Source organism: Nocardioides sp. WJ219 (assembly GCF_058559815.1).
Genome location: NZ_JBZUJV010000002.1, coordinates 265,529 through 286,597, shown reverse-complemented (window position 1 = coordinate 286,597; position 21,069 = coordinate 265,529). Strand labels below are relative to the sequence as shown.

Sequence of the window (21,069 nt, the reverse complement as noted above, 5' to 3'; positions counted from 1 at the left end):
GTGATCCCAGACCTCATCACGTGGTCGATCCCGAGCCCGGCCGACGGCGTGTGGGACCTCGGTCCGATCCCGCTGCGCGGCTACGCGCTGAGCATCATCGCCGGCATCGTCGCCGCGATCTGGCTCGGCGAGCGCCGCTGGCGGGCGCGGGGCGGGCGGCCCGGCGAGGTCCAGGACCTCGCGGTGTGGGCCGTGCCGTTCGGGGTGGTCGGGGCCCGGCTGTACCACGTGGCGACCGACTGGGAGCGCTACTTCGGCGACGGCGAGAACCCCGTCACCGCCCTCTACATCTGGAAGGGCGGCCTGGGGATCTGGGGCGCCGTCGCGCTCGGCGCCGTGGGGGCGGGCCTGTGGGCCCGCCGCGCGAACGTCCGGATCGCGCCCGTGCTCGACACCCTCGCGCCCGCCGTGATCGTGGCCCAGGCCATCGGCCGGTGGGGCAACTGGTTCAACCAGGAGCTGTACGGCGAGCCCACCGACCTGCCGTGGGGCCTCGAGATCGACCCGCTGCACTACCCCGACGGGCTGAGCTTCGCCGCCGGCACCACCTTCCACCCGACGTTCCTCTACGAGTTCTTGTGGAACCTCGCCGTCTTCGCGGTGCTCATCTGGGCCGAGCGCCGCTACCGCCTGGGCCACGGCCGGGTCTTCGCGCTCTACGTGATGGGCTACACCCTGGGCCGCGGCTGGATCGAGTACCTCCGCATCGACTCGGTGCAGCTCGACGACGTGCTGGGGCTGCGGTTCAACGTGTGGACCTCGATCGTGCTGTTCCTGGCCGCACTCGCCTACTTCGTGTGGAGCCTCAAGCGCTGGCCGGGCCGCGAGGAGTCGGTCTACCGCGACGGTCACCTCGAGCCCGCCGACGACAAGGTCCTCGACGACGACGACGGCGACGCGGACGCGGACTCCGAAGCCGACTCCCACGTCGACCTCGAGAAGCCCGACGCCCGCTGACCGGTGCCGCCGGGTGCGTCCGCTGCGGGGGTCTCGACTCGCCCTCGCTGGCGCTCGGGCGGCTCGACCACCGTGGGGTGGCGCCGGTCGTCTCGAGACCCGTCGCCGTGACGGCGGTGGGTCCTGACGGTGGTCGAGCCGGGCGAGGAACGAGCCCGAGTCGAGACCCCGCACCGGCGCCGGTCGAGGAGGGCCGCCAGGCCCGTCTCGGGACCCTCGCGCAGGGCCGGGAAGAACTGTCCGCGCGGCGGTCGTCTCGCCGTGAGCGGTTCCGGGCACGCCGCCGTAACGCTGTAGTAATCTGAGGGCTCCGCCGCGTGGGCCGACGTCGTCCCTGCGACTCCACCACGACAGCACCCTCCATCGCGCTCGCCGCGGTGGTCGCTGTCCCGCCGACGGGAGGACACTTCGTGCCCTACCACCACGCGTTCCCGCCGCACCGGCCCGCTCAGGGGCTCTACGACCCGGTCCACGAGCACGACGCCTGCGGCGTCGCCTTCGTGGCCACCCTGACCGGTGAGGCCAGCCACGACATCGTCGTCAAGGCGCTCACGGCGCTGCGCAACCTCGACCACCGAGGCGCCGCCGGCGCCGAGGTCAACTCCGGCGACGGCGCCGGGATCCTGATCCAGGTGCCCGACGCCTTCCTGCGCGAGGTCACCGCCGAGGCCGGCTTCGAGCTCCCCGGCCCCGCGTCGTACGCCGTCGGCACGGCGTTCCTGCCGGGCGGCGACGACGACGTCGCCAAGACCCGCAGCCGGATCGAGGAGATCGCCGAGGAGGAGGGCCTCACGGTCCTGGGCTGGCGCGAGGTCCCCGTCGACCCGTCGAGCCTGGGCAGCATGGCGCTCTCGGTGATGCCAAGGTTCACCCAGCTCTTCGTGGCCGCGTCCGGACGCCGCCTCACCGGCATGGCGCTCGAGCGGCTCGCCTACTGCCTGCGCAAGCGCGCCGAGCGCGAGACCGACGTCTACTTCCCGTCGCTGTCCTCACGCACCCTGGCCTACAAGGGGATGCTGACCACCGACCAGCTCGACCACGTCTTCCCCGACCTGCGCGACGAGCGGATCGCCTCGGCGCTGGCGGTCGTGCACTCGCGGTTCTCGACCAACACGTTCCCGAGCTGGCCGCTGGCCCACCCGTTCCGGTTCATCGCCCACAACGGCGAGATCAACACCGTGATGGGCAACCGCAACTGGATGCGCGCCCGCGAGGCGCTGCTGGCCTCCGACGTGATCCCCGGCGACCTCGACCGGCTGTTCCCGATCTGCACGCCCGGCGCGTCCGACTCGGCGTCGTTCGACGAGGTGCTCGAGCTGCTGCACATGGGCGGCCGGTCGCTGCCCCACGCCGTGCTGATGATGATCCCGGAGGCGTGGGAGAACCACACCGAGCTCGACCAGAAGCGGCGGGAGTTCTACTCCTTCCACTCCTCGATGATGGAGCCGTGGGACGGCCCCGCGTGCGTCGTGTTCACCGACGGCTCGCAGATCGGGGCGGTCCTCGACCGCAACGGGCTGCGCCCCTCGCGCTACTGGGTCACCGACGACGGCCTGGTCGTGCTGGCCTCCGAGGTCGGCGTCCTCGACCTCGACCCGGCCACGATCGTGCGCAAGGGCCGGCTGCAGCCCGGCAAGATGTTCCTGGTCGACACCGACGAGCACCGCATCGTCGAGGACGACGAGATCAAGGCCGAGCTCGCCGCCGAGCTCCCCTACGGCGAGTGGCTGCACGCCGGGCTGATCCACCTCGACGACGTCCCGGCGCGCGAGCACATCGTGCACACCCACGCCTCGGTCACCCGCCGCCAGCAGATCTTCGGCTACACCGAGGAGGAGCTGCGCGTCCTGCTCACGCCGATGGCCAACACCGGCGGCGAGGCGCTCGGCTCGATGGGCACCGACACCCCGATCGCGGCGCTGAGCGACAAGCCGCGGCTGCTGTTCGACTACTTCACCCAGCTGTTCGCACAGGTCACCAACCCGCCGCTCGACGCCATCCGCGAGGAGCTCGTCACCTCGCTCAACGGCACCATCGGCCCCGAGTCCAACCTGCTCGAGCCGCAGCCGGCGTCGTGCCGCCAGGTCGTGCTGCCGTTCCCGGTCATCTCCAACGACGACCTGGCCAAGATCCGGCACATCAACCGCGACGGCGACATGCCCGGCTTCATCACCCACGTCGCCCGCGGCCTGTACGACGTCGCCGGCGGCGGCCGGGCGATGGCCGAGCGCATCGACGCGATCTGCGCCGAGGTGAGCGAGGCGATCGCCGGTGGCGCGCGGATCATCGTGCTCTCCGACCGCCACGCCGACGCCGACCAGGCGCCGATCCCGTCGCTGCTCCTCACCGGCGCGGTCCACCACCACCTGGTCCGCGAGAAGGCCCGCACCCAGGTCGGCCTGCTCGTCGAGGCCGGCGACGTCCGCGAGGTGCACCACGTCGCGCTGCTCGTCGGCTACGGCGCCGCCGCGGTCAACCCCTACCTGGCGATGGAGTCGGTCGAGGACCTCGCCCGCGAGGGCTTCTACGTCAACGTCGAGCCCGAGAAGGCCGTCGCCAACCTGGTCAAGGGGCTCGGCAAGGGCGTGCTCAAGGTGATGTCCAAGATGGGCGTCTCCACCGTCGCCTCCTACACCGGCGCCCAGATCTTCGAGGCCGTCGGCATCAACCAGGAGGTCGTCGACGCCTACTTCACCGGTACGACGTCCAAGCTCGGCGGCATCGGGCTCGACGTGATCGCCGAGGAGGTCGCCCGCCGGCACGCCACGGCGTACCCCCGCGGCGGCGTGCTGCCCACCCACCGCGACCTCGAGATCGGCGGCGAGTACCAGTGGCGCCGCGGCGGCGAGCCGCACCTGTTCAACCCCGAGACGGTCTTCCGCCTCCAGCACTCCACGCGGACCCAGCGCTACGACGTCTTCAAGCAGTACACGCAGGCCGTCGACGAGCAGGCGTCGCAGCTGATGACGCTGCGCGGGCTGTTCCGCTTCAAGGGCGCGCACGTGACCGGGCGCGACCCGGTCCCGATCGAGGAGGTCGAGCCGGTCAGCGAGATCGTCAAGCGGTTCTCCACCGGCGCGATGTCCTACGGCTCGATCTCCCAGGAGGCGCACGAGACCCTCGCGATCGCGATGAACCGGCTGGGCGCGAAGTCCAACACCGGTGAGGGCGGCGAGGACGCCGAGCGGCTCCACGACCCCGAGCGGCGCAGCTCGATCAAGCAGGTCGCCTCGGGCCGGTTCGGCGTGACGTCGGAGTACCTCACCAACGCCGACGACATCCAGATCAAGATGGCCCAGGGCGCCAAGCCCGGCGAGGGCGGGCAGCTGCCCGGCAACAAGGTCTACCCGTGGATCGGCAAGACCCGGCACTCCACGCCGGGCGTCGGGCTGATCAGCCCGCCGCCGCACCACGACATCTACTCGATCGAGGACCTCGCCCAGCTCATCCACGACCTCAAGAACGCCAACCCGCAGGCGCGGGTGCACGTCAAGCTGGTCAGCGAGATGGGCGTCGGCACGGTCGCGGCGGGCGTCTCCAAGGCGCACGCCGACGTCGTCCTGATCTCCGGGCACGACGGCGGCACCGGCGCCTCGCCGCTGACCTCGCTCAAGCACGCCGGTGGTCCGTGGGAGCTCGGCCTGGCCGAGACCCAGCAGACCCTGCTGCTCAACGGCCTGCGCGACCGGATCGTCGTCCAGGCCGACGGGCAGCTCAAGACCGGCCGCGACGTCGTGGTCGCCGCGCTGCTCGGCGCCGAGGAGTACGGCTTCGCCACCGCGCCGCTCGTCGTCTCGGGCTGCATCCTGATGCGGGTCTGCCACCTCGACACCTGCCCGGTCGGCGTCGCCACCCAGAACCCCGTCCTGCGCGAGCGCTACAGCGGCAAGGCCGACTACGTGGTGACCTTCTTCGAGTACGTCGCCCAGGAGGTCCGCGAGATCCTCGCCGAGCTCGGGTTCCGCAGCCTCGAGGAGGCCGTGGGCCAGGTCTCCGCTCTCGACACGGTCGAGGCCGTCAACCACTGGAAGGCGGGGGGTCTCGACCTCTCCCCGATCCTGCACGAGATCGACGCCAGCCACTTCCCCGACCAGGACCGGCGTCGTACCAAGAGCCAGGACCACGGGCTGGCCAAGTCGCTCGACCGCACCGAGCTGGTCCCGCTGGCCGAGCCGGCCCTCGAGCGGGGCGAGCCGGTGCGGGCCCAGGTCTCGATCCGCAACGTCAACCGCACCGTCGGCACGATCCTCGGCCACGAGGTGACCAAGCGCCACGGCGGCGAGGGCCTGCCCGACGGCACGATCGACCTCACCCTGATCGGCTCCGCCGGTCAGTCGTTCGGCGCGTTCCTGCCCCGGGGCATCACGCTGCGGCTCGAGGGCGACGCCAACGACTACGTCGGCAAGGGGCTCTCGGGCGGGCGGATCGTGGTCCGCCCCGACCGCGCGGCGACGTTCGACAGCGCCGAGCAGATCATCGCCGGCAACACGATCGCCTACGGCGCCACGTCGGGCCAGGTCTTCCTGCGCGGCGGCGTGGGGGAGCGGTTCGCGGTCCGCAACTCCGGCGCGTGGCTGGTCACCGAGGGCGTGGGCGACCACGGCTGCGAGTACATGACCGGCGGCCGGGTCGCCGTCCTCGGCAAGACCGGGCGCAACTTCGCGGCCGGCATGTCGGGCGGCATCGCCTGGGTGCTCGACCTCAAGGACTTCCGGGTCAACCACGAGCTCGTCGAGCTCGGTCCGGTCGTGGGGGACGCCGCCCGGGAGCTGGAGTCGATGGTGCGCGGCCACCTCGAGGAGACCGGCTCGCCGGTCGCCGAGGCGCTGCTCGCCGACTGGGAGACCTCGCTGACCCGCTTCACCGAGGTGATGCCCCGTGACTACCGGATCGTGCTGGAGGCGAAGGCGAAGGCCGAGGCCGACGGGCTCGCCGAGCACGAGATCGCGAACAAGATGATGGAGGCGTTGCATGGCTGACCCCAAGGGGTTCCTCAGGACCCCGCGCGAGGTCGCGACCCGACGTCCCGTCGAGGAGCGCGTCCAGGACTGGAACGAGGTCTACCCCGGCTCGGCCGGCCGCGCGCTGCTGCCGATCATCACCGAGCAGGCCGGGCGCTGCATGGACTGCGGGATCCCGTTCTGCCACCAGGGCTGCCCGCTCGGCAACATCATCCCCGAGTGGAACGACCTGGTCTGGCGCGACGACTGGGAGGCCGCGATCGAGCGCCTCCACGCGACCAACAACTTCCCGGAGTTCACCGGTCGGCTGTGCCCGGCGCCGTGCGAGACGGCGTGCGTGCTCGGCATCAACCAGGACCCCGTGACCATCAAGAACGTCGAGGTCTCGATCATCGACAAGGCCTGGGAGTCGGGCCTGGTGCGTCCGCAGGCACCGGAGTGGCTCTCGGGCCGCACCGTCGCCGTGGTCGGCTCCGGCCCCGCCGGCCTGGCGGCTGCTCAGCAGCTCACCCGGGCCGGTCACACGGTCGCGGTCTACGAGCGGGCCGACAAGATCGGCGGGCTGCTGCGCTACGGCATCCCCGAGTTCAAGATGGAGAAGCAGCACCTCGACCGGCGCCTGCAGCAGATGAAGCGCGAGGGCACCGTCTTCCGCACCGGCATCGAGGTGGGCTCGGAGGAGTCCGGGCTCACGGGGGAGCAGCTGCGCGAGCGCTACGACGCCGTCGTGCTCGCCGTCGGTGCCACCGAGCCGCGTGACCTCGCCGTGCCCGGCCGCGAGCTCGGCGGCATCCACCAGGCGATGGACTTCCTGCCCCAGGCCAACCGGGCGGCGGTGGGGGAGCAGGTGGAGGACCAGGTCCTGGCCACCGGCAAGCACGTCGTCATCATCGGCGGCGGCGACACCGGCGCCGACTGCCTCGGCACCTCCACGCGCCACGGGGCCGCGTCGATCACCCAGCTGGAGATCATGCCCGAGCCGCCGACCTCGCGGCCCGCGGGCCAGCCGTGGCCGACGTACCCGATGACGTTCCGGGTCTCCTCGGCCCACGAGGAGGCCGGCGAGCGCGTCTACGCCGTCTCGACCAAGGAGTTCCTCGGCGACGACGACGGCAACGTCCGGGCGCTGCGCCTGGTCGACGTGTACGTCGAGGGCGGCCGACTGGTCGAGGTCGAGGGCACCGAGCGCGAGATCCCGGCCGAGCTGGTGCTCTTCGCGATGGGTTTCCTCGGACCGGAGAAGCCGGGCCTGGTCGAGCAGCTCGGTGTCGACCTCGACGAGCGCGGCAACGTCGCCCGCGACCACGGCTACCAGACCAACATCCCCGGCGTCTTCAGCGCCGGTGACTGCGGTCGCGGTCAGTCGCTCATCGTGTGGGCGATCGCGGAGGGCCGGGCGGCCGCCGCGGCGGTCGACGAGCACCTCACCGGCTCCACGGCGCTGCCGGCCCCGATCCCGCCGACGGCGCGTCCGCTCGTCGTCTGAGCCGCGCGGTGGTCGTGGACGGCTCGCACCGGGTGCGAATCGTCCACGACTATCGCCCTTCGGCTATTGGATCGATCCAAGGGTGAGTAGGGTGGGCACGTGCGGAGAGCAAAGATCGTGTGCACCCTGGGACCTGCTACCAGCTCGGCTGAGCAGATCCGTCAGCTCGTCGACGCCGGGATGGACGTGGCCCGGCTCAACATGAGCCACGGCAGCCACGACGTCCACCGGGAGACCTACCGGCTGGTGCGCCAGGCGGCCGACGCCTCCGGCAAGGGGGTCGGCATCCTCGCCGACCTGCAGGGCCCCAAGATCCGGCTCGCCACGTTCGACGACGGGCCGGTGAAGCTGGTCCGCGGGCAGCGCTGGACCATCACCACCCGCACGGTGCCGGGTGACGCCGAGGTCGCCGGCACGACGTACGCCGGCCTGCCGGGCGACGTCTCGCCGGGCGACCCCATCCTCATCGACGACGGCAAGGTGCGGCTGCGCGTCGTGTCGGTCGTCGACGGCACCGACGTCGAGACCGAGGTGCTGGTCGCCGGCACGGTCAGCAACCACAAGGGCATCAACCTGCCCGGTGTCGCCGTCTCGGTGCCGGCGATGTCGGAGAAGGACATCGCCGACCTGCGCTTCGCGCTGAGCCTCAGCGTCGACTTCATCGCGCTCAGCTTCGTGCGTGACGCCAAGGACGCCGAGGACGTCCGCAAGATCATGCGCGAGGAGGGGCAGATGCTGCCCGTCATCGCCAAGATCGAGAAGCCCCAGGCGATCACCAACCTCGACGAGGTGATCGACGCGTTCGACGGCTTCATGGTCGCGCGCGGCGACCTCGCGGTCGAGTGCCCGCTCGAGGACGTCCCGTTCCTGCAGAAGCAGATCGTGCACAAGGCCCGCCGCAACGCCAAGCCGGTCATCGTCGCCACGCAGATGCTCGAGTCGATGATCACCAGCCCGTCGCCCACCCGCGCCGAGGCCAGCGACGTCGCCAACGCCGTCCTCGACGGGGCCGATGCGGTGATGCTCTCCGGCGAGACCAGCGTCGGCGACCACCCGATCCACACCGTGGAGACGATGGCGCGGATCATCGTGGCCACCGAGAACCACGCCCTCGAGGCCACCGACACCGGCGGCTTCTCCACGATCGAGTGGAACCCCCACACCACCGGCGGGGTGATCGCGAAGGCGGCCGCCGAGGTCGCCGAACGCGTCGACGCCAAGTACGTCGTGGCCTTCACCCAGAGCGGCGACTCGGCCAAGCGCCTGTCCCGCATGCGCGGTGCGATCCCCACCCTCGCCTTCACCCCCGAGGACCGGGTGCGCTCGCAGCTCTCGCTCAGCTGGGGCGTCGAGACGTTCCGGACGCAGAGCGTCGACCACACCGACGAGATGGTGCGCCAGGTCGACGACCAGCTGCTGCAGATCGGCCGCGTCAAGGAGGGCGACCGGGTGGTCATCGTCGCCGGCAGCCCGCCCGGCATCCCCGGCTCGACCAACGCCCTGCGCATCCACCAGATGGGCGACGCGATCAACGAGGTCGCGCCGGCCTACCGGCGCCAGGCCTGACGCTGGCCTGACGCTGCGAGGGCCGCCGCGGGTGTGCCCCGAGTGGGATTCGAACCCACACTGGATCGGGTTTGAGCCGATTTTCTCTACCGGTTGGAATATCGGGGCGAGCGGTGCGAAACCCTAGCCGATCGGCACGGACGTCCTTAACCGTGCTTAGTCCAGTGATGTACTGTACTAAGCCGGAGTCGTCCCCCCGACAGGAGCAGCACATGTGGACCCCACGCGCCTGGGCCGCGGCCAGCCACGAGCGGGCGGTCGCCAACGCCCGCTCGGCGTCCACCGAGTGCAGCCGACGCCGCGTCGAGCGCACCGAGGTCGCACTGTTCCTCCAGGAGCGGGCGGCGCACCGCCGGGGTGACGGCGGGCACATCGGGGTCGCCGCGTCCGAGCACCCGGCCTGACCCACGTTCGGCAACGGCTAGATTGCGGCGCGTGAACGCCGCAGCGCATGCCCGAACCGTCGTCATCGCCGAGGACGAGACCCTCATCCGGATGGACCTCGCCGAGATGCTCACCGAGGAGGGGTACGACGTCGTCGGCCAGGCCGGCGACGGGGCCAGGGCCATCGAGCTGGCCACCGACCTGCGTCCCGACCTGGTGATCCTCGACGTCAAGATGCCGGTCCTCGACGGGATCGCCGCCGCCGAGGCGATCGCCAGCAAGCGGATCGCCCCGGTCGTCATCCTCACCGCGTTCAGCCAGCGCGAGCTCGTCGAGCGGGCCCGGGACGCCGGAGCGATGGCGTACCTGGTCAAGCCGTTCACCCAGTCCGACCTGGTGCCCGCCATCGAGATGGCGGTCTCCCGCTTCGCCGAGCTGGCCCAGCTCGAGGCCGAGGTCGGCGACCTCACCGCGCGCCTGGAGACCCGCAAGTCCGTCGACCGGGCCAAGGGGATCCTGCAGCAGCAGCTCGGGCTGTCCGAGCCCGACGCGTTCCGGTGGATCCAGAAGACCGCGATGGACCTCCGGCTCTCGATGCGCGAGGTCGCCGAGGGGGTCGTCGAGCACGGGCCCGGTGTGACGGGCTGATCACGGCCAGGTGTTGAAGGTCACGAAAATGCAACTTCGGTGCCGGATGTGCCTGAGTACGTCCTGTCTGGCGGCGGCGGGGGCTAGGTTGCTCCCAGCAGCACCCCGTTCCGGGCCGCCGGCCCGGACCGCCCGAGAAAGTTGGAGGCAATCTTGACCCCCACCCGACGTACCGCTCGCCGCGCGGCCGCCCTCGCGGCCGTCGCCGCCCTCGCCCTGTCCGCATGCGGCGGCGAGGACGAGCCGAGCGACGACAACAGCGCCAGCGACTCCGCGTCCGAGTCGCCCTCGGAGGGCAGCTCGGAGAGCAGCGAAGCAGCCCCCGCGCCCACCGGTGACGGCACCCTCAAGGTCGGCGCCCTGCTGCCGACGACCGGTGACCTCGCCTACCTCGGCCCGCCGGAGATCGCGGGCGTCCAGCTCGCGATCAACGACATCAACGAGGCCGGTGGCGTCAACGGCCAGCCGCTCGACGAGAAGCTCCTCCTCGAGGACTCCGGCGACGGCACCCCCGACATCGCCGGCCAGTCGGTCGACGCCCTGCTGGGCCAGAAGGTCGACGTCGTCATCGGCGCCGCTGCCTCCGGCGTCTCGCTGAGCGTCATCGACAAGATCACCGGCGCCGGCGTCGTGCACTTCTCGCCGGCCAACACCGCCCCGGCGTTCGACACCTACGACGACAAGGGCCTGTACTTCCGCACCGCGCCGTCCGACCGTCTGCAGGGCCAGGTCCTCGGTGACCTCGCCGTCCAGGACGGGTTCTCCAACGTCGCCGTGATGGCGCGTCAGGACGCCTACGGCGAGGGTCTGGCCGAGCAGGTCGAGACCACGCTGACGGAGAAGGGTGCCAACGTCCCGGCGAACATCCTCTACTCCGCCGACGCCGAGAACTTCACCGCCGAGATCAACCAGCTCGCCGCGGCGAAGCCCGACGCGATCGTGCTGATCACCTTCGAGGAGGTCACCAAGATCATCCCCGGCCTCATCGCCAAGGGTCTCGGTCCCGACAAGGTCCAGTACTACTTCGTCGACGGCAACATGGCCGACTACAGCGACCAGCAGTTCGACCTGACCGGCGTCAAGGGCACCTTCCCGGCCCCGGCCGAGGTCGACCCGGGCTTCAACGACCGCCTCAACGGTGCGGCCGACAAGCCCCTCGAGGACTTCACCTACGGTCCGCAGTCCTACGACGCCATGGTGATGGTGGCCCTGGCCGCCACCGCCGCGAAGGACGACTCGGGTCAGGCGATCGCCTCGAAGCTGCAGGAGATCTCCCGCGAGGGCACCAAGTGCACCGAGTACGCCGAGTGCGTCGAGCTCCTCACCGCCGGTGAGGACATCGACTTCGACGGTGCGTCGGGCCCGGTCGACTTCAACGACACCGGTAGCCCCAACTCCGCCACGATCGGCATCCAGGAGTACAGCAAGGGCAACACCTACGAGCAGGTCGACTCCGTCGGCGGCGTCCTCGAGTGATCGAGGCCCCGTCGGTCACCTGACCGTGCACCACACGCCGGGTCCGGCCCCCTCGGGGGTCGGGCCCGGTGGCCGTTTTCCGGTGGCGTGACCGTCACCGACGGGGGTCGAGGGCTGCGCCGGCGACCGCTGCGCCCACCCCTGCCGCGGCGCGACGACGCCGCCGGCCCGGCGCCCTGGCGGTGCCCCGGGGCGCCGGCGGTGTGGTCGGACCGGGGCGGGAGGCGGGGTCGGGATTTTTCACCGGTGGACCGGGGAAGTCTGAAGTCGTGGGCCCGGGGTCGGGGATTCACCGGTGAACCGGGGAACTCTGAACTTCCCGGGCAATCCGGCCCGAACGCCGCCGCCGGACCTAAAACGCCAGCTCCGCCCGACCCACGGGGGCGAGCGGAGCGACGAGGTGACGCGGGGGCGCCGGTCAGACCTTGGCGAGCGTGCCCAGGTACAGCTCGATCACCTTCGGGTCGGTGGAGAGGTCCTTGCCGGTGCCGGTGTAGGCGTTGCGGCCGTGGTCGAGGACGTAGCCGCGGTCGCAGATCTGCAGGCAGCGGCGGGCGTTCTGCTCGACCATGATCACCGAGACGCCGGCGCGGTTGATCCGGCGGGTCTGGACGAAGACCTCGTCCTGCAGCACGGGGGAGAGGCCGGCGGACGGCTCGTCGAGCAGGAGCACCGACGGCTCCATCATCAGTGCCCGACCCATCGCCACCATCTGGCGTTCACCACCCGACAGCGAGCCGGCGCGCTGGGCGCGGCGGTCGTAGAGGGCGGGGAAGAGGTCGCTGACGAAGGAGAACCGCTCCTTGAAGCTGGCGGGGCGCTGGTAGCAGCCCATCTCCAGGTTCTCCTGGATCGTCAGCGACGGGAAGACGTTGTTGCTCTGCGGCACGAACCCGATGCCCTGGGTGACCAGGGAGTCGGCGCGGTGGTTGGTGATGTCCTTGCCCTTGAGCTTCACCGTGCCGGAGCCGACCTTGACCAGGCCGAACAGCGCCTTGAGCAGGGTCGACTTGCCGGCGCCGTTGGGGCCGATGATGCCGACCAGCTCGTTCTCGGCGCAGTACAGGTCGCAGCCGTTGAGGATGTTGATGCCGGGCAGGTAGCCGGCGACGAGGGCGTCGGCGCGCAGCACGGCGTTGTCGGCCTCGCGCAGGTGTGCCTCGCGCACCGTGGCGGCACCCTCGTCGGTACCGGGACGCTGGGACAGCGGATTCTCGGTCATGCGTGGTCTCCAGACTTCTCGCCGGGTTCGTCGGCGTGCACTGCGGCGATCTCGGCCTCCGCCTCGGCCAGGATCTGCTGCTCGGCCTCGAAGGTGAGCTCCTGGTCGTGGTGAGCGCCGAGGTAGGCGTCGATGACGCGACGGTCACCCATCACGGTATCCGGCGACCCCTCGGCGATCACCTTGCCCTGGGCCATCACGATGACCCAGTCGGAGATGTCGCGCACCATGTCCATGTCGTGCTCGACGAACAGGACCGTGCGGCCCTCGTCGCGCAGCGACTTCACGTGACCGAGGAGCGACTGCTTCAGGGCCGGGTTGACGCCGGCCATCGGCTCGTCGAGCATCACCAGCTCGGGGTCGGCCATCAGCGCGCGGGCCATCTCCAGCAGCTTGCGCTGGCCGCCGGACAGCGAGCCGGCGAAGTCCTCGCGCTTCTTGTCGAGCAGGAAGCGGCCGAGGAGGTCGTCGGCACGCGCGGTGATCTCGTGCTCCTGGCGACGCCAGAGGAAGGAGAACATCGCCGCCCACAGCTTCTCGCCCTGCTGGTGGGTGGCGCCGACGCGCATGTTCTCGATGACCGTCAGCTTGGCCAGCACCTTGGTCAGCTGGAAGGTGCGCACCATGCCGAGCCGCGACACCTTGTACGCCGGCATCTTCGACAGCGGCGTCCCGTTGAAGGACCAGGAGCCCTCGTCGGGCTGGTCGAACCCGGTGAGCAGGTTGAAGAACGTCGTCTTGCCGGCGCCGTTGGGACCGATCAGCGCGGTGATCTTGCCGCGCTGGATCTCCACGTGGTCGACGTCGACGGCCACGAGGCCGCCGAACGTGCGCTTGATGCCGGTGGCGACCACGATCGGGTCGGGCTTGCGGGCGCCGGGCTCGCGCTCGACGTCGGCGAAGACGTCGTCCTTGGTGCCGACCGGGGTTCCGACCGGGGTCGAGGACGACGAGGGTGCGGTCCCGGCGGCGTGGGAGCCGCCGGGACGCTTCTCGAGGGAGGGGTTGTCAGCGGCCATCGATCGCCAGCTCCTTGCGGTCTCCGAAGATGCCTTGCGGGCGGAAGATCATCAGGCCCATGAGTGCCAGGCCGAGGATGATGAAGCGCATCAGGCTGGCCTGGTCACCGCTCATCAGCCACTCGGGCAGCAGGTCGGTGCGGGCCGCCTGGGTGAAGAAGGCGCCGAGGCCGCTGAGCAGGCCCCAGAAGATGATGGCGCCGACGAGCGGACCGAGCACCCGGGCCGCGCCACCGACGAGCAGCACCGTGAAGGCGTAGAACGTGGTGTCGGTGGCGTAGTCGGTGGGGATCACGGCGTTCTTGTACAGGCCGTAGACGAAGCCGCCGAGGGCACCGAACACGCCGCCGATGGCCAGCGCCTGCATCTTGTAGGCGTAGACGTTCTTGCCGAGGCTGCGCACGGCGTCCTCGTCCTCGCGGACCGCCCGCAGCACCCGGCCCCACGGGCCGCGCATCAGCAGCCAGACGATGAGGAGGCTGAGCGCGACGACGATCCAGCCGACGATCATCACCCAGGCGTCGTTGCGGCCCCACTCGAACGGGCCGATGACGACGGCGTCGTCGAGCGGGTTGAGGGCGCGGAAGTCCTTGACGAAGTTGTTCTGCAGGCCGTCCTGGCCGCCGAGGTCGAACTTGCGGTCGAAGGTCACCGAGCCGAGCGTCTGGCGGATGATCTCGGCCGCCGCGATCGTGACGATCGCGAGGTAGTCGGCCCGCAGCCGCAGGGTCGGGATGCCGAGCAGCAGGGCCAGCACGACCGCGAGCAGGATGCCGACGGCCATGCCCAGCCAGAGGCCGAGCCCGAAGACGGCCACGAAGGAGGCCATCGTGTAGCCGCCGACCGCGAGGAAGGCGGCCTGGCCGAAGTTGACCAGCCCGGTGTAGCCGAAGTGCACGTTGAGGCCGATGGCGGCCAGGCAGTAGACGATCGCGAGCGGGCCGAAGGCCTGCTCGATCGTGAAGCTGAGGATGCTCCCGTAGTCCACGGTGTCTCCCTTGCGACTAACCGACCCGCTCGGCGCGGCCGAGCAGACCCTGGGGGCGGACGAGCAGGACGACGATCAGGATCACCAGTGCACCGACGTACTTCAGCTCCGAGGGGATGAAGAGCGTCGAGACCTCGACGAACGTGCCGATCACCAGGGCGCCGACCATGGCGCCCCAGATGGTGCCCAGGCCGCCGAGCACGGTGGCGGCGAAGACCAGGAGCAGCATCTTGAACCCGAGCTGGAAGTTGAAGCCCTGGGTGATGCCGAGCAGGACGCCGGACAAGGCGGCCAGGCCGCCGCCGACGGTCCAGACGGCGCCGATGACGCGCTCGACGTTGATGCCGGACGACGACGCCAGCGCGGGGTTGTCGGCGACCGCGCGGGTCGCCTTGCCCAGCCGGGTGTACTGCAGCAGCGCCGAGACCCCGATCAGGGCGACGAGGGCGATGGCGACGACCGCGACGTCGCGGGAGGTGATGAGGACCTGGCCGATGCTCCACGGCTCGACCGAGGAGTACTGCGAGTAGTTCCGGTTCTGCCCGCCCACGAGGTACTGGAAGACGCTGCGCAGGAAGATCGAGAGACCGATGCTGACGATCATCATCGCGATCAGGCCGGTCCCGCGACGCCGCAGCGGTCCCCACAGGGCCAGGTCGTTGGCCAGGCCGAACAGCGAGCCGACGATGAACGCGGCGACCACCCCGACGATGATCGTGACGTTGCCGACGACCGGGAGGTCGATCGCGCCGGGCAGGTCGTCGATCCAGAAGCCGACCAGGGCGCCGAAGGTGATCAGCTCGCCGTGGGCGAAGTTGGTCAGACCGGTCGTGCCGAAGATCATCGACAGCCCGAGCGCCGCCATCGCGAGCAGCAGGGCGAACACGATGCCGCCGACGAGCAGCTGCAGGCCGCGGATGAGCTTGCCGGGCGGGTCGGGCAGCGGGTCGTCGATCGGGAAGGTGACCGTGTAGTCGCTGGTGGTGTTGAAGTTGGCGGTCAGCTCGACCTGCTCGGGGTTGCGCAGCGCCGAGCCCTCGGGGAGCGTCTCGGTGTCGATCTTGATGACGAAGTCCTGGTTGAGGTTCGTCAGCGGGTCGCCGGGCAGCGCGACGTCGAAGACGCCGGAGCTGTCGGTGACGACCTCCTCGACGACCGCGCCGTCGGGCCCCTCCACCGTCACGGTGACACCCTCGACGGGGGTGGGCGGCTCGGAGCGCTGGTCACGCAGGCAGCCCTTGATGTGGATCTGGCTGTCCTGGTTCTCGGGGAAGACGCACACGCCCCCGCCCGACGGGTCGGCGGTGCCGTCGTCGGTGCCGGGCTCGGTGGTCGCGCTCTCCGACGGGTCGTCGGTGGTGCTGGCCGAGGAGGGTGGGGCGAGGGCGAGGCTCAGGCCGAGGACGACCAGGGCGGCGAGCAACGCGGCCAGCAGCGGCGCGAAGCCGTGAGCACCACTCCTCCTGGTCGGCCCGGTCCGGGCTCGCATAAGGGCAGGCGTGCGCAAGGGGTCCCTCCGAATCTGTGTGCCGGGATGGGGCACCGTGCGCAGGACAATAGACCTGTCCGTGCGCTGCTCGCCCAGCAGACACCGAAATGTTGTCTCACCGAAACGTGGTGACCAGGCTCACGAGGAGGGGAGCGACCAGCAGCGCGGGGAGCAGGTCGGCCACCGGGACCTCGCGGATCCGCAGCAGGCGGAGGCCGACGCCGACCAGCAGCAGCCCTCCCGTCGCCGTGATCGCGGCCAGGTGCGGGTCGGGCAGGACGTCGCCGAGGACCACGCCCAGCAGTGTCAGGCTGCCCTGGACGACGACCACGGTGACCGCGCTCGCCGCGACGCCCCACCCGAAGGAGGCGGCGAAGGCGATCGCCGCGAACCCGTCCAGGGTGGACTTGAGGAACAGCTGGTCGGCGCCGTTGCCGAGCCCGTCGTCGAGCGCGCCGAGGATCGTCAGCGGCCCGGTGCAGAAGATCAGCGAGGACACGACGAAGCCCTCGATGAAGCGCTGGCGCTCGTCGGAGCCCCGGTCGCCGGCCAGCCGTCGCTGCAACCAGCCGCCGATCCCCTCGACCCGGCTCTCCAGCCGCAGCAGCGACCCTGCGATGCCGCCGAGCAGGATCGACCCCAGCACGATCAGCATCGGCGCGCTGCTGCCGACCTCGTCGGCGAGCCCGGGGTCGAGCACGGCCATCGCCGAGGTGGCGGCGATCAGCAGGGTGACGAGGCCGAGGCCGTCGGTGACGAGGTCGCGGGTGCGCTCGGGCAGCCGGTTGCCCACGAGGCGGCCGATCGCCGCGCCGACGAGCACGGCGGCGACGTTGACGACGGTGCCGATGCCGGGGAACACGGGCTGTGGACCTCCTCTGTCACGACGAGCGCCCTGAGCGTAGTGTTCGCTGGCGACCGGGTACCCGACCCCGGTGTCCGACCGGGCGCCGACGTCTTGGTCGGCGGGGGAGCAGGAGGTTGTCGGTGTCGCGATCGATGGTGGCCCTGCGCGAGGCCGAGCCTGATGACGCTCCCTTCCTGGCCGACCTGTGGGCCTCCGTCCTACGACGGTGCGACCACCACGACCAGGTCGCCGACGTCGAGCAGCTCGTCAAGGCGGCCGCCACCTCGCCCGAGCAGCGACTCGTGGTTGCCGACTACGACGGCCAGGCGGCCGGCGCGGTGCTGCTCAAGGTCGGCACGGTCACCTCGCTCAACCTCGAGCCGGCGCTCCAGGTCCTCTCACCGCACGTCCTGCCGCAGTTCCGCCGGCACGGCGTCGGCCGGATGCTGATGGAGGCCGCGGTGGCCTTCGCCGAGGAGTGCGGCGTGCCCCAGGTCTGCACCGCCGTCGCCGCCGGCTCCCGTGACGGCAACCGGTTCATGGCCCGGCTCGCCCTCGGCCCCCTCGCCACCTACCGGGTGGCGCCCACCGCTGCGGTCCGGGCCCGGCTCACCGCGCAGCGGCCCTCGGTCGCGCCCGGCAGCGGCGGTCGCCAGCTCACCCGGGTGCTGGCCGCCCGCCGCTCGATGCGGCGTACCCAGCCGGCGACGCCGTCCAGCTGACGCCGCACGCCCGCGCTGCTACATCCCGAGCTGCGCCCGGGGGACCAGCGCGCAGGTGATCCGCGCGGTGCACACCCGCTTGCCGCGCTCGTCGCTGATCACGACCTCCCAGCACGCGCTCGAGCGGCCCAGGTGCACCGGCGTCGCGACCCCGGTGACCAGCCCGGACGTGGCCGAGCGGTGGTGGGTGGCGTTGATGTCGACGCCCACCGCGACCTTGTCCATCGGGTGGGCGTGGATCGCCGACCCGATCGAGCCCAGCGACTCGGCCAGCACCACCGAGGCCCCGCCGTGGAGCAGCCCGTAGGGCTGCTGGTTGCCCTCGACGGGCATCGTCGCGGTGACCCGCTCGGCGGTCACCTCGCCCAGCACGACGCCCATCTTGTCGTTGAGGGTGCCCATCGGCATCGCCGCCAGCACCTCGGCCACGGACTCGTTCTCCTCGCTCATGCGGGCCATCCTGCCGGGGCGGCGGACCGTCCGTGGCGGCGGATAGTGTCGGCCGCGTGACCGATGCGACCCCCGACCCCGCCGGCCGACCGCGCCTCCTGCTGCTCGACGGCCACTCGCTGGCCTACCGGGCGTTCTTCGCGCTGCCGGTGGAGAACTTCTCCACCACCACCGGTCAGCACACCAACGCGGTCTTCGGGTTCACCTCGATGCTCATCAACATGCTGCGCGACGAGCAGCCCACCCACATCGCGGTCGCCTTCGACGTCTCCCGCCAGACCTTCCGGCTCGAGGAGTACGCCGAGTACAAGGCCAAGCGCAACAAGTCGCCCGACGAGTTCAGCAGCCAGCTGCCCCTCATCGAGGAGGTGCTCGACGCGCTGCGCATCCCCTACCTGAAGAAGCCCGGCTTCGAGGCCGACGACATCATCGCCACGCTCACCACCCAGGCCCTCGCCGAGGGCATGGAGGTGCTGATCCTCTCGGGCGACCGCGACGCCTTCCAGCTCGTGACCGACGACGCGACCCTGCTCTACCCGATGCGCGGCGTCTCCGAGATGGCGCGGATGACCCCCGCCGCCGTCGAGGCCAAGTACGGCGTCCCCCCGACGCAGTACCCCGAGCTCGCCGCCATCGTCGGCGAGACCTCCGACAACCTGCCCGGCGTGCCCGGGGTGGGCCAGGGCTACGCCGCCAAGTGGCTCAAGCAGTACGGCGACCTCGACGGCGTCATCGAGCACGCCGACAAGATCACCGGCAAGAAGGGCGAGGCGCTGCGCGAGCACCTCGGCGACGTCATGCGCAACCGTCGGCTCAACGCGCTGGTGCGCGACCTCGACCTCGACCTGCACCCGCGCGAGCTCGAGCGTCAGGCGTGGGACCGCCAGGAGGTCCACACGCTCTTCGACGGCCTCGAGTTCCGGGTGCTGCGCAACCGCCTGTTCGAGGAGGTCGGCTCGGTCGAGGTGCTCGAGGAGGGCGGCTTCGAGCTCGAGGGCCAGGCGCTCGAGCCGGGCACCGTCGGTGCCTGGCTCGCCGAGCTCGACGGCGTCCGCACGGGCCTGCACGTGCGCGGCGGCTGGGGCAGCGGCACCGGTCACGTCGACGGCATCGGCCTGGCCACCGCCACCGGTCGTTCCGCCTACCTCGACACCACCACGCTCACCCCCGACGACGACGCCGCGCTCAAGACCTGGCTGGGCGACCCGGCCGCGCCCAAGGTCCTGCACGACGCGAAGGGGCCCGAGCTCGCGCTCGCGGCCCACGGCTGGCCGCTGGCCGGTGTCGTCAGCGACACCGCGCTCGCCGCCTACCTGGTCCGACCCGACCAGCGCACCTACGACCTCGCCGACCTCACCGTGCGCTACCTCAAGCGCGAGCTGAAGCAGGAACAGGCCGAGGACGACCAGGGGCTGCTCTTCGACGAGGGCACCGACGTCGCCGGCCCGGCGATGCTGCACGCCCGCGCCGTGCTCGACCTCGCCGAGGCGCTCGACGTCGAGCTCGACGAGCGGGGCGGCGGTCCGTTGCTCGCCGGCGTCGAGCTGCCCCTGGTGCACCTGCTGGCCCGGATGGAGCAGACCGGCATCGCCGTCGACGTCGAGCACCTGGAGGCGCTCCAGGACGAGTTCGACCGCGAGGTGCGCCGCGCGGCGGAGGCGGCGTACGACACGATCGGTCGCGAGATCAACCTAGGTTCGCCCAAGCAGCTGCAGGCCGTGCTGTTCGACGAATTGGAGATGCCGAAGACCAAGAAGACCAAGACCGGCTACACCACCGACGCCGACGCGCTGCAGGCGCTGCACGTCAAGACCGAGCACCCGTTCCTGGCCCACCTGCTGCGCCACCGTGACGTGATCCGGCTGCGCCAGACCATCGACGGGCTGCTCAAGACCGTCGCCGCCGACGGGCGCATCCACACGACGTTCAACCAGACGATCGCGGCCACGGGCCGGCTCTCCAGCACCGAGCCCAACCTGCAGAACATCCCGATCCGCACCGAGGAGGGCCGCCGCATCCGTGAGGGCTTCGTGGTCGGGCCCGGGCAGGAGTCGCTGCTGACGGCCGACTACAGCCAGATCGAGATGCGGATCATGGCGCACCTCTCCGAGGACGAGCTGCTCATCGAGGCGTTCCGGTCCGGGCGCGACTTCCACTCGATCACGGCCTCGCGGGTCTTCGACGTCCCGGCCGACGAGGTGAGCGTCGAGCAGCGCGCCAAGATCAAGGCGATGAACTACGGCCTCGCCTACGGCCTGTCGGCGTTCGGGCTCGGTCAGCAGCTCGGCATCGAGCCGAGCGAGGCGCGGGGGCTGATGGACGAGTACTTCGAGACGTTCGGCGGCATCCGCGACTACCTGCACGGCGTCGTGGTGCAGGCCCGCAAGGACGACTACACCTCCACCATCATGGGCCGCCGCCGCTACCTGCCCGACCTCAACAGCGACAACCGCCAGCGCCGCGAGATGGCCGAGCGGATGGCGCTCAACGCCCCCATCCAAGGCTCCGCCGCCGACCTGATCAAGGTCGCCATGCTGCGCACCCAGCAGGCCCTCGACGACAGCGACCTGAGGTCCCGGATGCTCCTCCAGGTCCACGACGAGCTCGTCTTCGAGGTCGCCCCCGGCGAGGCCGAGGCCCTCGAGCAGGTCGTCCGCGAGCAGATGGCCGGCGCCGCCGACCTCACCGTCCCCCTCGACGTCTCCGTCGGCACCGGCCGCTCCTGGCACGACGCCGCGCACTGACACGAGGTCTCGAGACGGTCGTGACCGACCTCCTCGACCGACGTCGGTCGAGGTTGCGCTGGCAACCGCCTCGAGACCACCGTCAGCCGGGCACCCCGCCGGGTCTCGAC

The 21,069-nt window shown here is 71.0% G+C and carries 15 protein-coding genes and 1 tRNA gene; 9 read left to right on the top strand and 7 right to left on the bottom strand.

Features of this window, described 5'->3' with window-relative positions:
* The 4 genes from lgt to pyk all read left to right on the top strand — a co-directional run bounded on the left by lgt (position 1) and on the right by pyk (position 8,970).
* Complete coding sequence (gene lgt, locus AC4MBH_RS05405) at positions 1-957, top strand: prolipoprotein diacylglyceryl transferase (RefSeq protein WP_491793322.1); 957 nt, start codon at positions 1-3, stop codon at positions 955-957.
* Between the two features lie 410 nt (positions 958-1,367).
* Positions 1,368-5,936, top strand: coding sequence for a glutamate synthase large subunit (gltB, locus tag AC4MBH_RS05400; protein ID WP_491793321.1), 4,569 nt, complete (start codon positions 1,368-1,370; stop codon positions 5,934-5,936).
* A complete protein-coding gene (locus tag AC4MBH_RS05395; protein ID WP_491793320.1) occupies positions 5,929-7,404 on the top strand; it encodes a glutamate synthase subunit beta in 1,476 nt (491 codons plus the stop codon). The genes gltB and AC4MBH_RS05395 overlap by 8 nt, the downstream gene beginning before the upstream one ends.
* Before the next feature lie 99 nt (positions 7,405-7,503).
* Entirely contained in the window at positions 7,504-8,970 is a 1,467-nt protein-coding gene (gene pyk, locus AC4MBH_RS05390; RefSeq protein WP_491793319.1) for a pyruvate kinase, read from the top strand.
* A 34-nt stretch (positions 8,971-9,004) separates the two neighbouring features.
* Here the strand turns inward: pyk and AC4MBH_RS05385 are convergent.
* A tRNA-Leu gene (locus AC4MBH_RS05385) sits at positions 9,005-9,078 on the bottom strand.
* 104 nt (positions 9,079-9,182) lie between these two features.
* Between AC4MBH_RS05385 and AC4MBH_RS05380 the strand changes: the two genes are divergently transcribed.
* From AC4MBH_RS05380 to AC4MBH_RS05370, 3 genes are all read left to right on the top strand, one after another.
* On the top strand, positions 9,183-9,374 hold the full coding sequence (locus AC4MBH_RS05380) for a hypothetical protein (RefSeq protein ID WP_491793318.1): 192 nt from the start codon (positions 9,183-9,185) through the stop codon (positions 9,372-9,374).
* A gap of 31 nt (positions 9,375-9,405) precedes the next feature.
* A complete protein-coding gene (locus AC4MBH_RS05375) occupies positions 9,406-10,002 on the top strand; it encodes an ANTAR domain-containing response regulator (RefSeq protein WP_491793317.1) in 597 nt (198 codons plus the stop codon).
* 153 nt (positions 10,003-10,155) lie between these two features.
* Positions 10,156-11,478 (top strand): ABC transporter substrate-binding protein, encoded by a 1,323-nt coding sequence (locus AC4MBH_RS05370; RefSeq protein ID WP_491793316.1) that lies wholly within the window; start codon positions 10,156-10,158, stop codon positions 11,476-11,478.
* Between the two features lie 418 nt (positions 11,479-11,896).
* On the opposite strand, the gene AC4MBH_RS05365 is transcribed toward AC4MBH_RS05370, so the two are convergent.
* The 5 genes from AC4MBH_RS05365 to AC4MBH_RS05345 all read right to left on the bottom strand — a co-directional run bounded on the left by AC4MBH_RS05365 (position 11,897) and on the right by AC4MBH_RS05345 (position 17,058).
* Positions 11,897-12,700 carry an ABC transporter ATP-binding protein gene (locus AC4MBH_RS05365; protein ID WP_491793315.1) on the bottom strand — a complete coding sequence of 268 codons (804 nt, stop codon included), beginning with the start codon at positions 12,698-12,700 and terminating at the stop codon, positions 11,897-11,899.
* Positions 12,697-13,719 carry an ABC transporter ATP-binding protein gene (locus tag AC4MBH_RS05360; RefSeq protein WP_491793314.1) on the bottom strand — a complete coding sequence of 341 codons (1,023 nt, stop codon included), beginning with the start codon at positions 13,717-13,719 and terminating at the stop codon, positions 12,697-12,699. Before AC4MBH_RS05360 ends, AC4MBH_RS05365 begins: the two co-directional genes overlap by 4 nt.
* Positions 13,709-14,707, bottom strand: coding sequence for a branched-chain amino acid ABC transporter permease (locus AC4MBH_RS05355; RefSeq protein ID WP_491793313.1), 999 nt, complete (start codon positions 14,705-14,707; stop codon positions 13,709-13,711). Before AC4MBH_RS05355 ends, AC4MBH_RS05360 begins: the two co-directional genes overlap by 11 nt.
* Positions 14,708-14,723: 16 nt before the next feature.
* Positions 14,724-16,196 (bottom strand): branched-chain amino acid ABC transporter permease, encoded by a 1,473-nt coding sequence (locus AC4MBH_RS05350; RefSeq protein WP_491793312.1) that lies wholly within the window; start codon positions 16,194-16,196, stop codon positions 14,724-14,726.
* 115 nt (positions 16,197-16,311) lie between these two features.
* Positions 16,312-17,058 carry a DUF554 domain-containing protein gene (locus AC4MBH_RS05345; RefSeq protein ID WP_491793311.1) on the bottom strand — a complete coding sequence of 249 codons (747 nt, stop codon included), beginning with the start codon at positions 17,056-17,058 and terminating at the stop codon, positions 16,312-16,314.
* 125 nt (positions 17,059-17,183) lie between these two features.
* Between AC4MBH_RS05345 and AC4MBH_RS05340 the strand changes: the two genes are divergently transcribed.
* Positions 17,184-17,765 carry a GNAT family N-acetyltransferase gene (locus AC4MBH_RS05340; RefSeq protein ID WP_491793310.1) on the top strand — a complete coding sequence of 194 codons (582 nt, stop codon included), beginning with the start codon at positions 17,184-17,186 and terminating at the stop codon, positions 17,763-17,765.
* Positions 17,766-17,783: 18 nt separating this feature from the next.
* Here the strand turns inward: AC4MBH_RS05340 and AC4MBH_RS05335 are convergent, their stop codons facing one another.
* A complete protein-coding gene (locus AC4MBH_RS05335; protein ID WP_491793309.1) occupies positions 17,784-18,215 on the bottom strand; it encodes a hotdog fold thioesterase in 432 nt (143 codons plus the stop codon).
* Positions 18,216-18,271: 56 nt separating this feature from the next.
* On the opposite strand from AC4MBH_RS05335, the gene polA reads away from it, so the two are divergent.
* Complete coding sequence (gene polA / locus AC4MBH_RS05330) at positions 18,272-20,959, top strand: DNA polymerase I (RefSeq protein ID WP_491793308.1); 2,688 nt, start codon at positions 18,272-18,274, stop codon at positions 20,957-20,959.
* Positions 20,960-21,069: the final 110 nt, after the last annotated feature.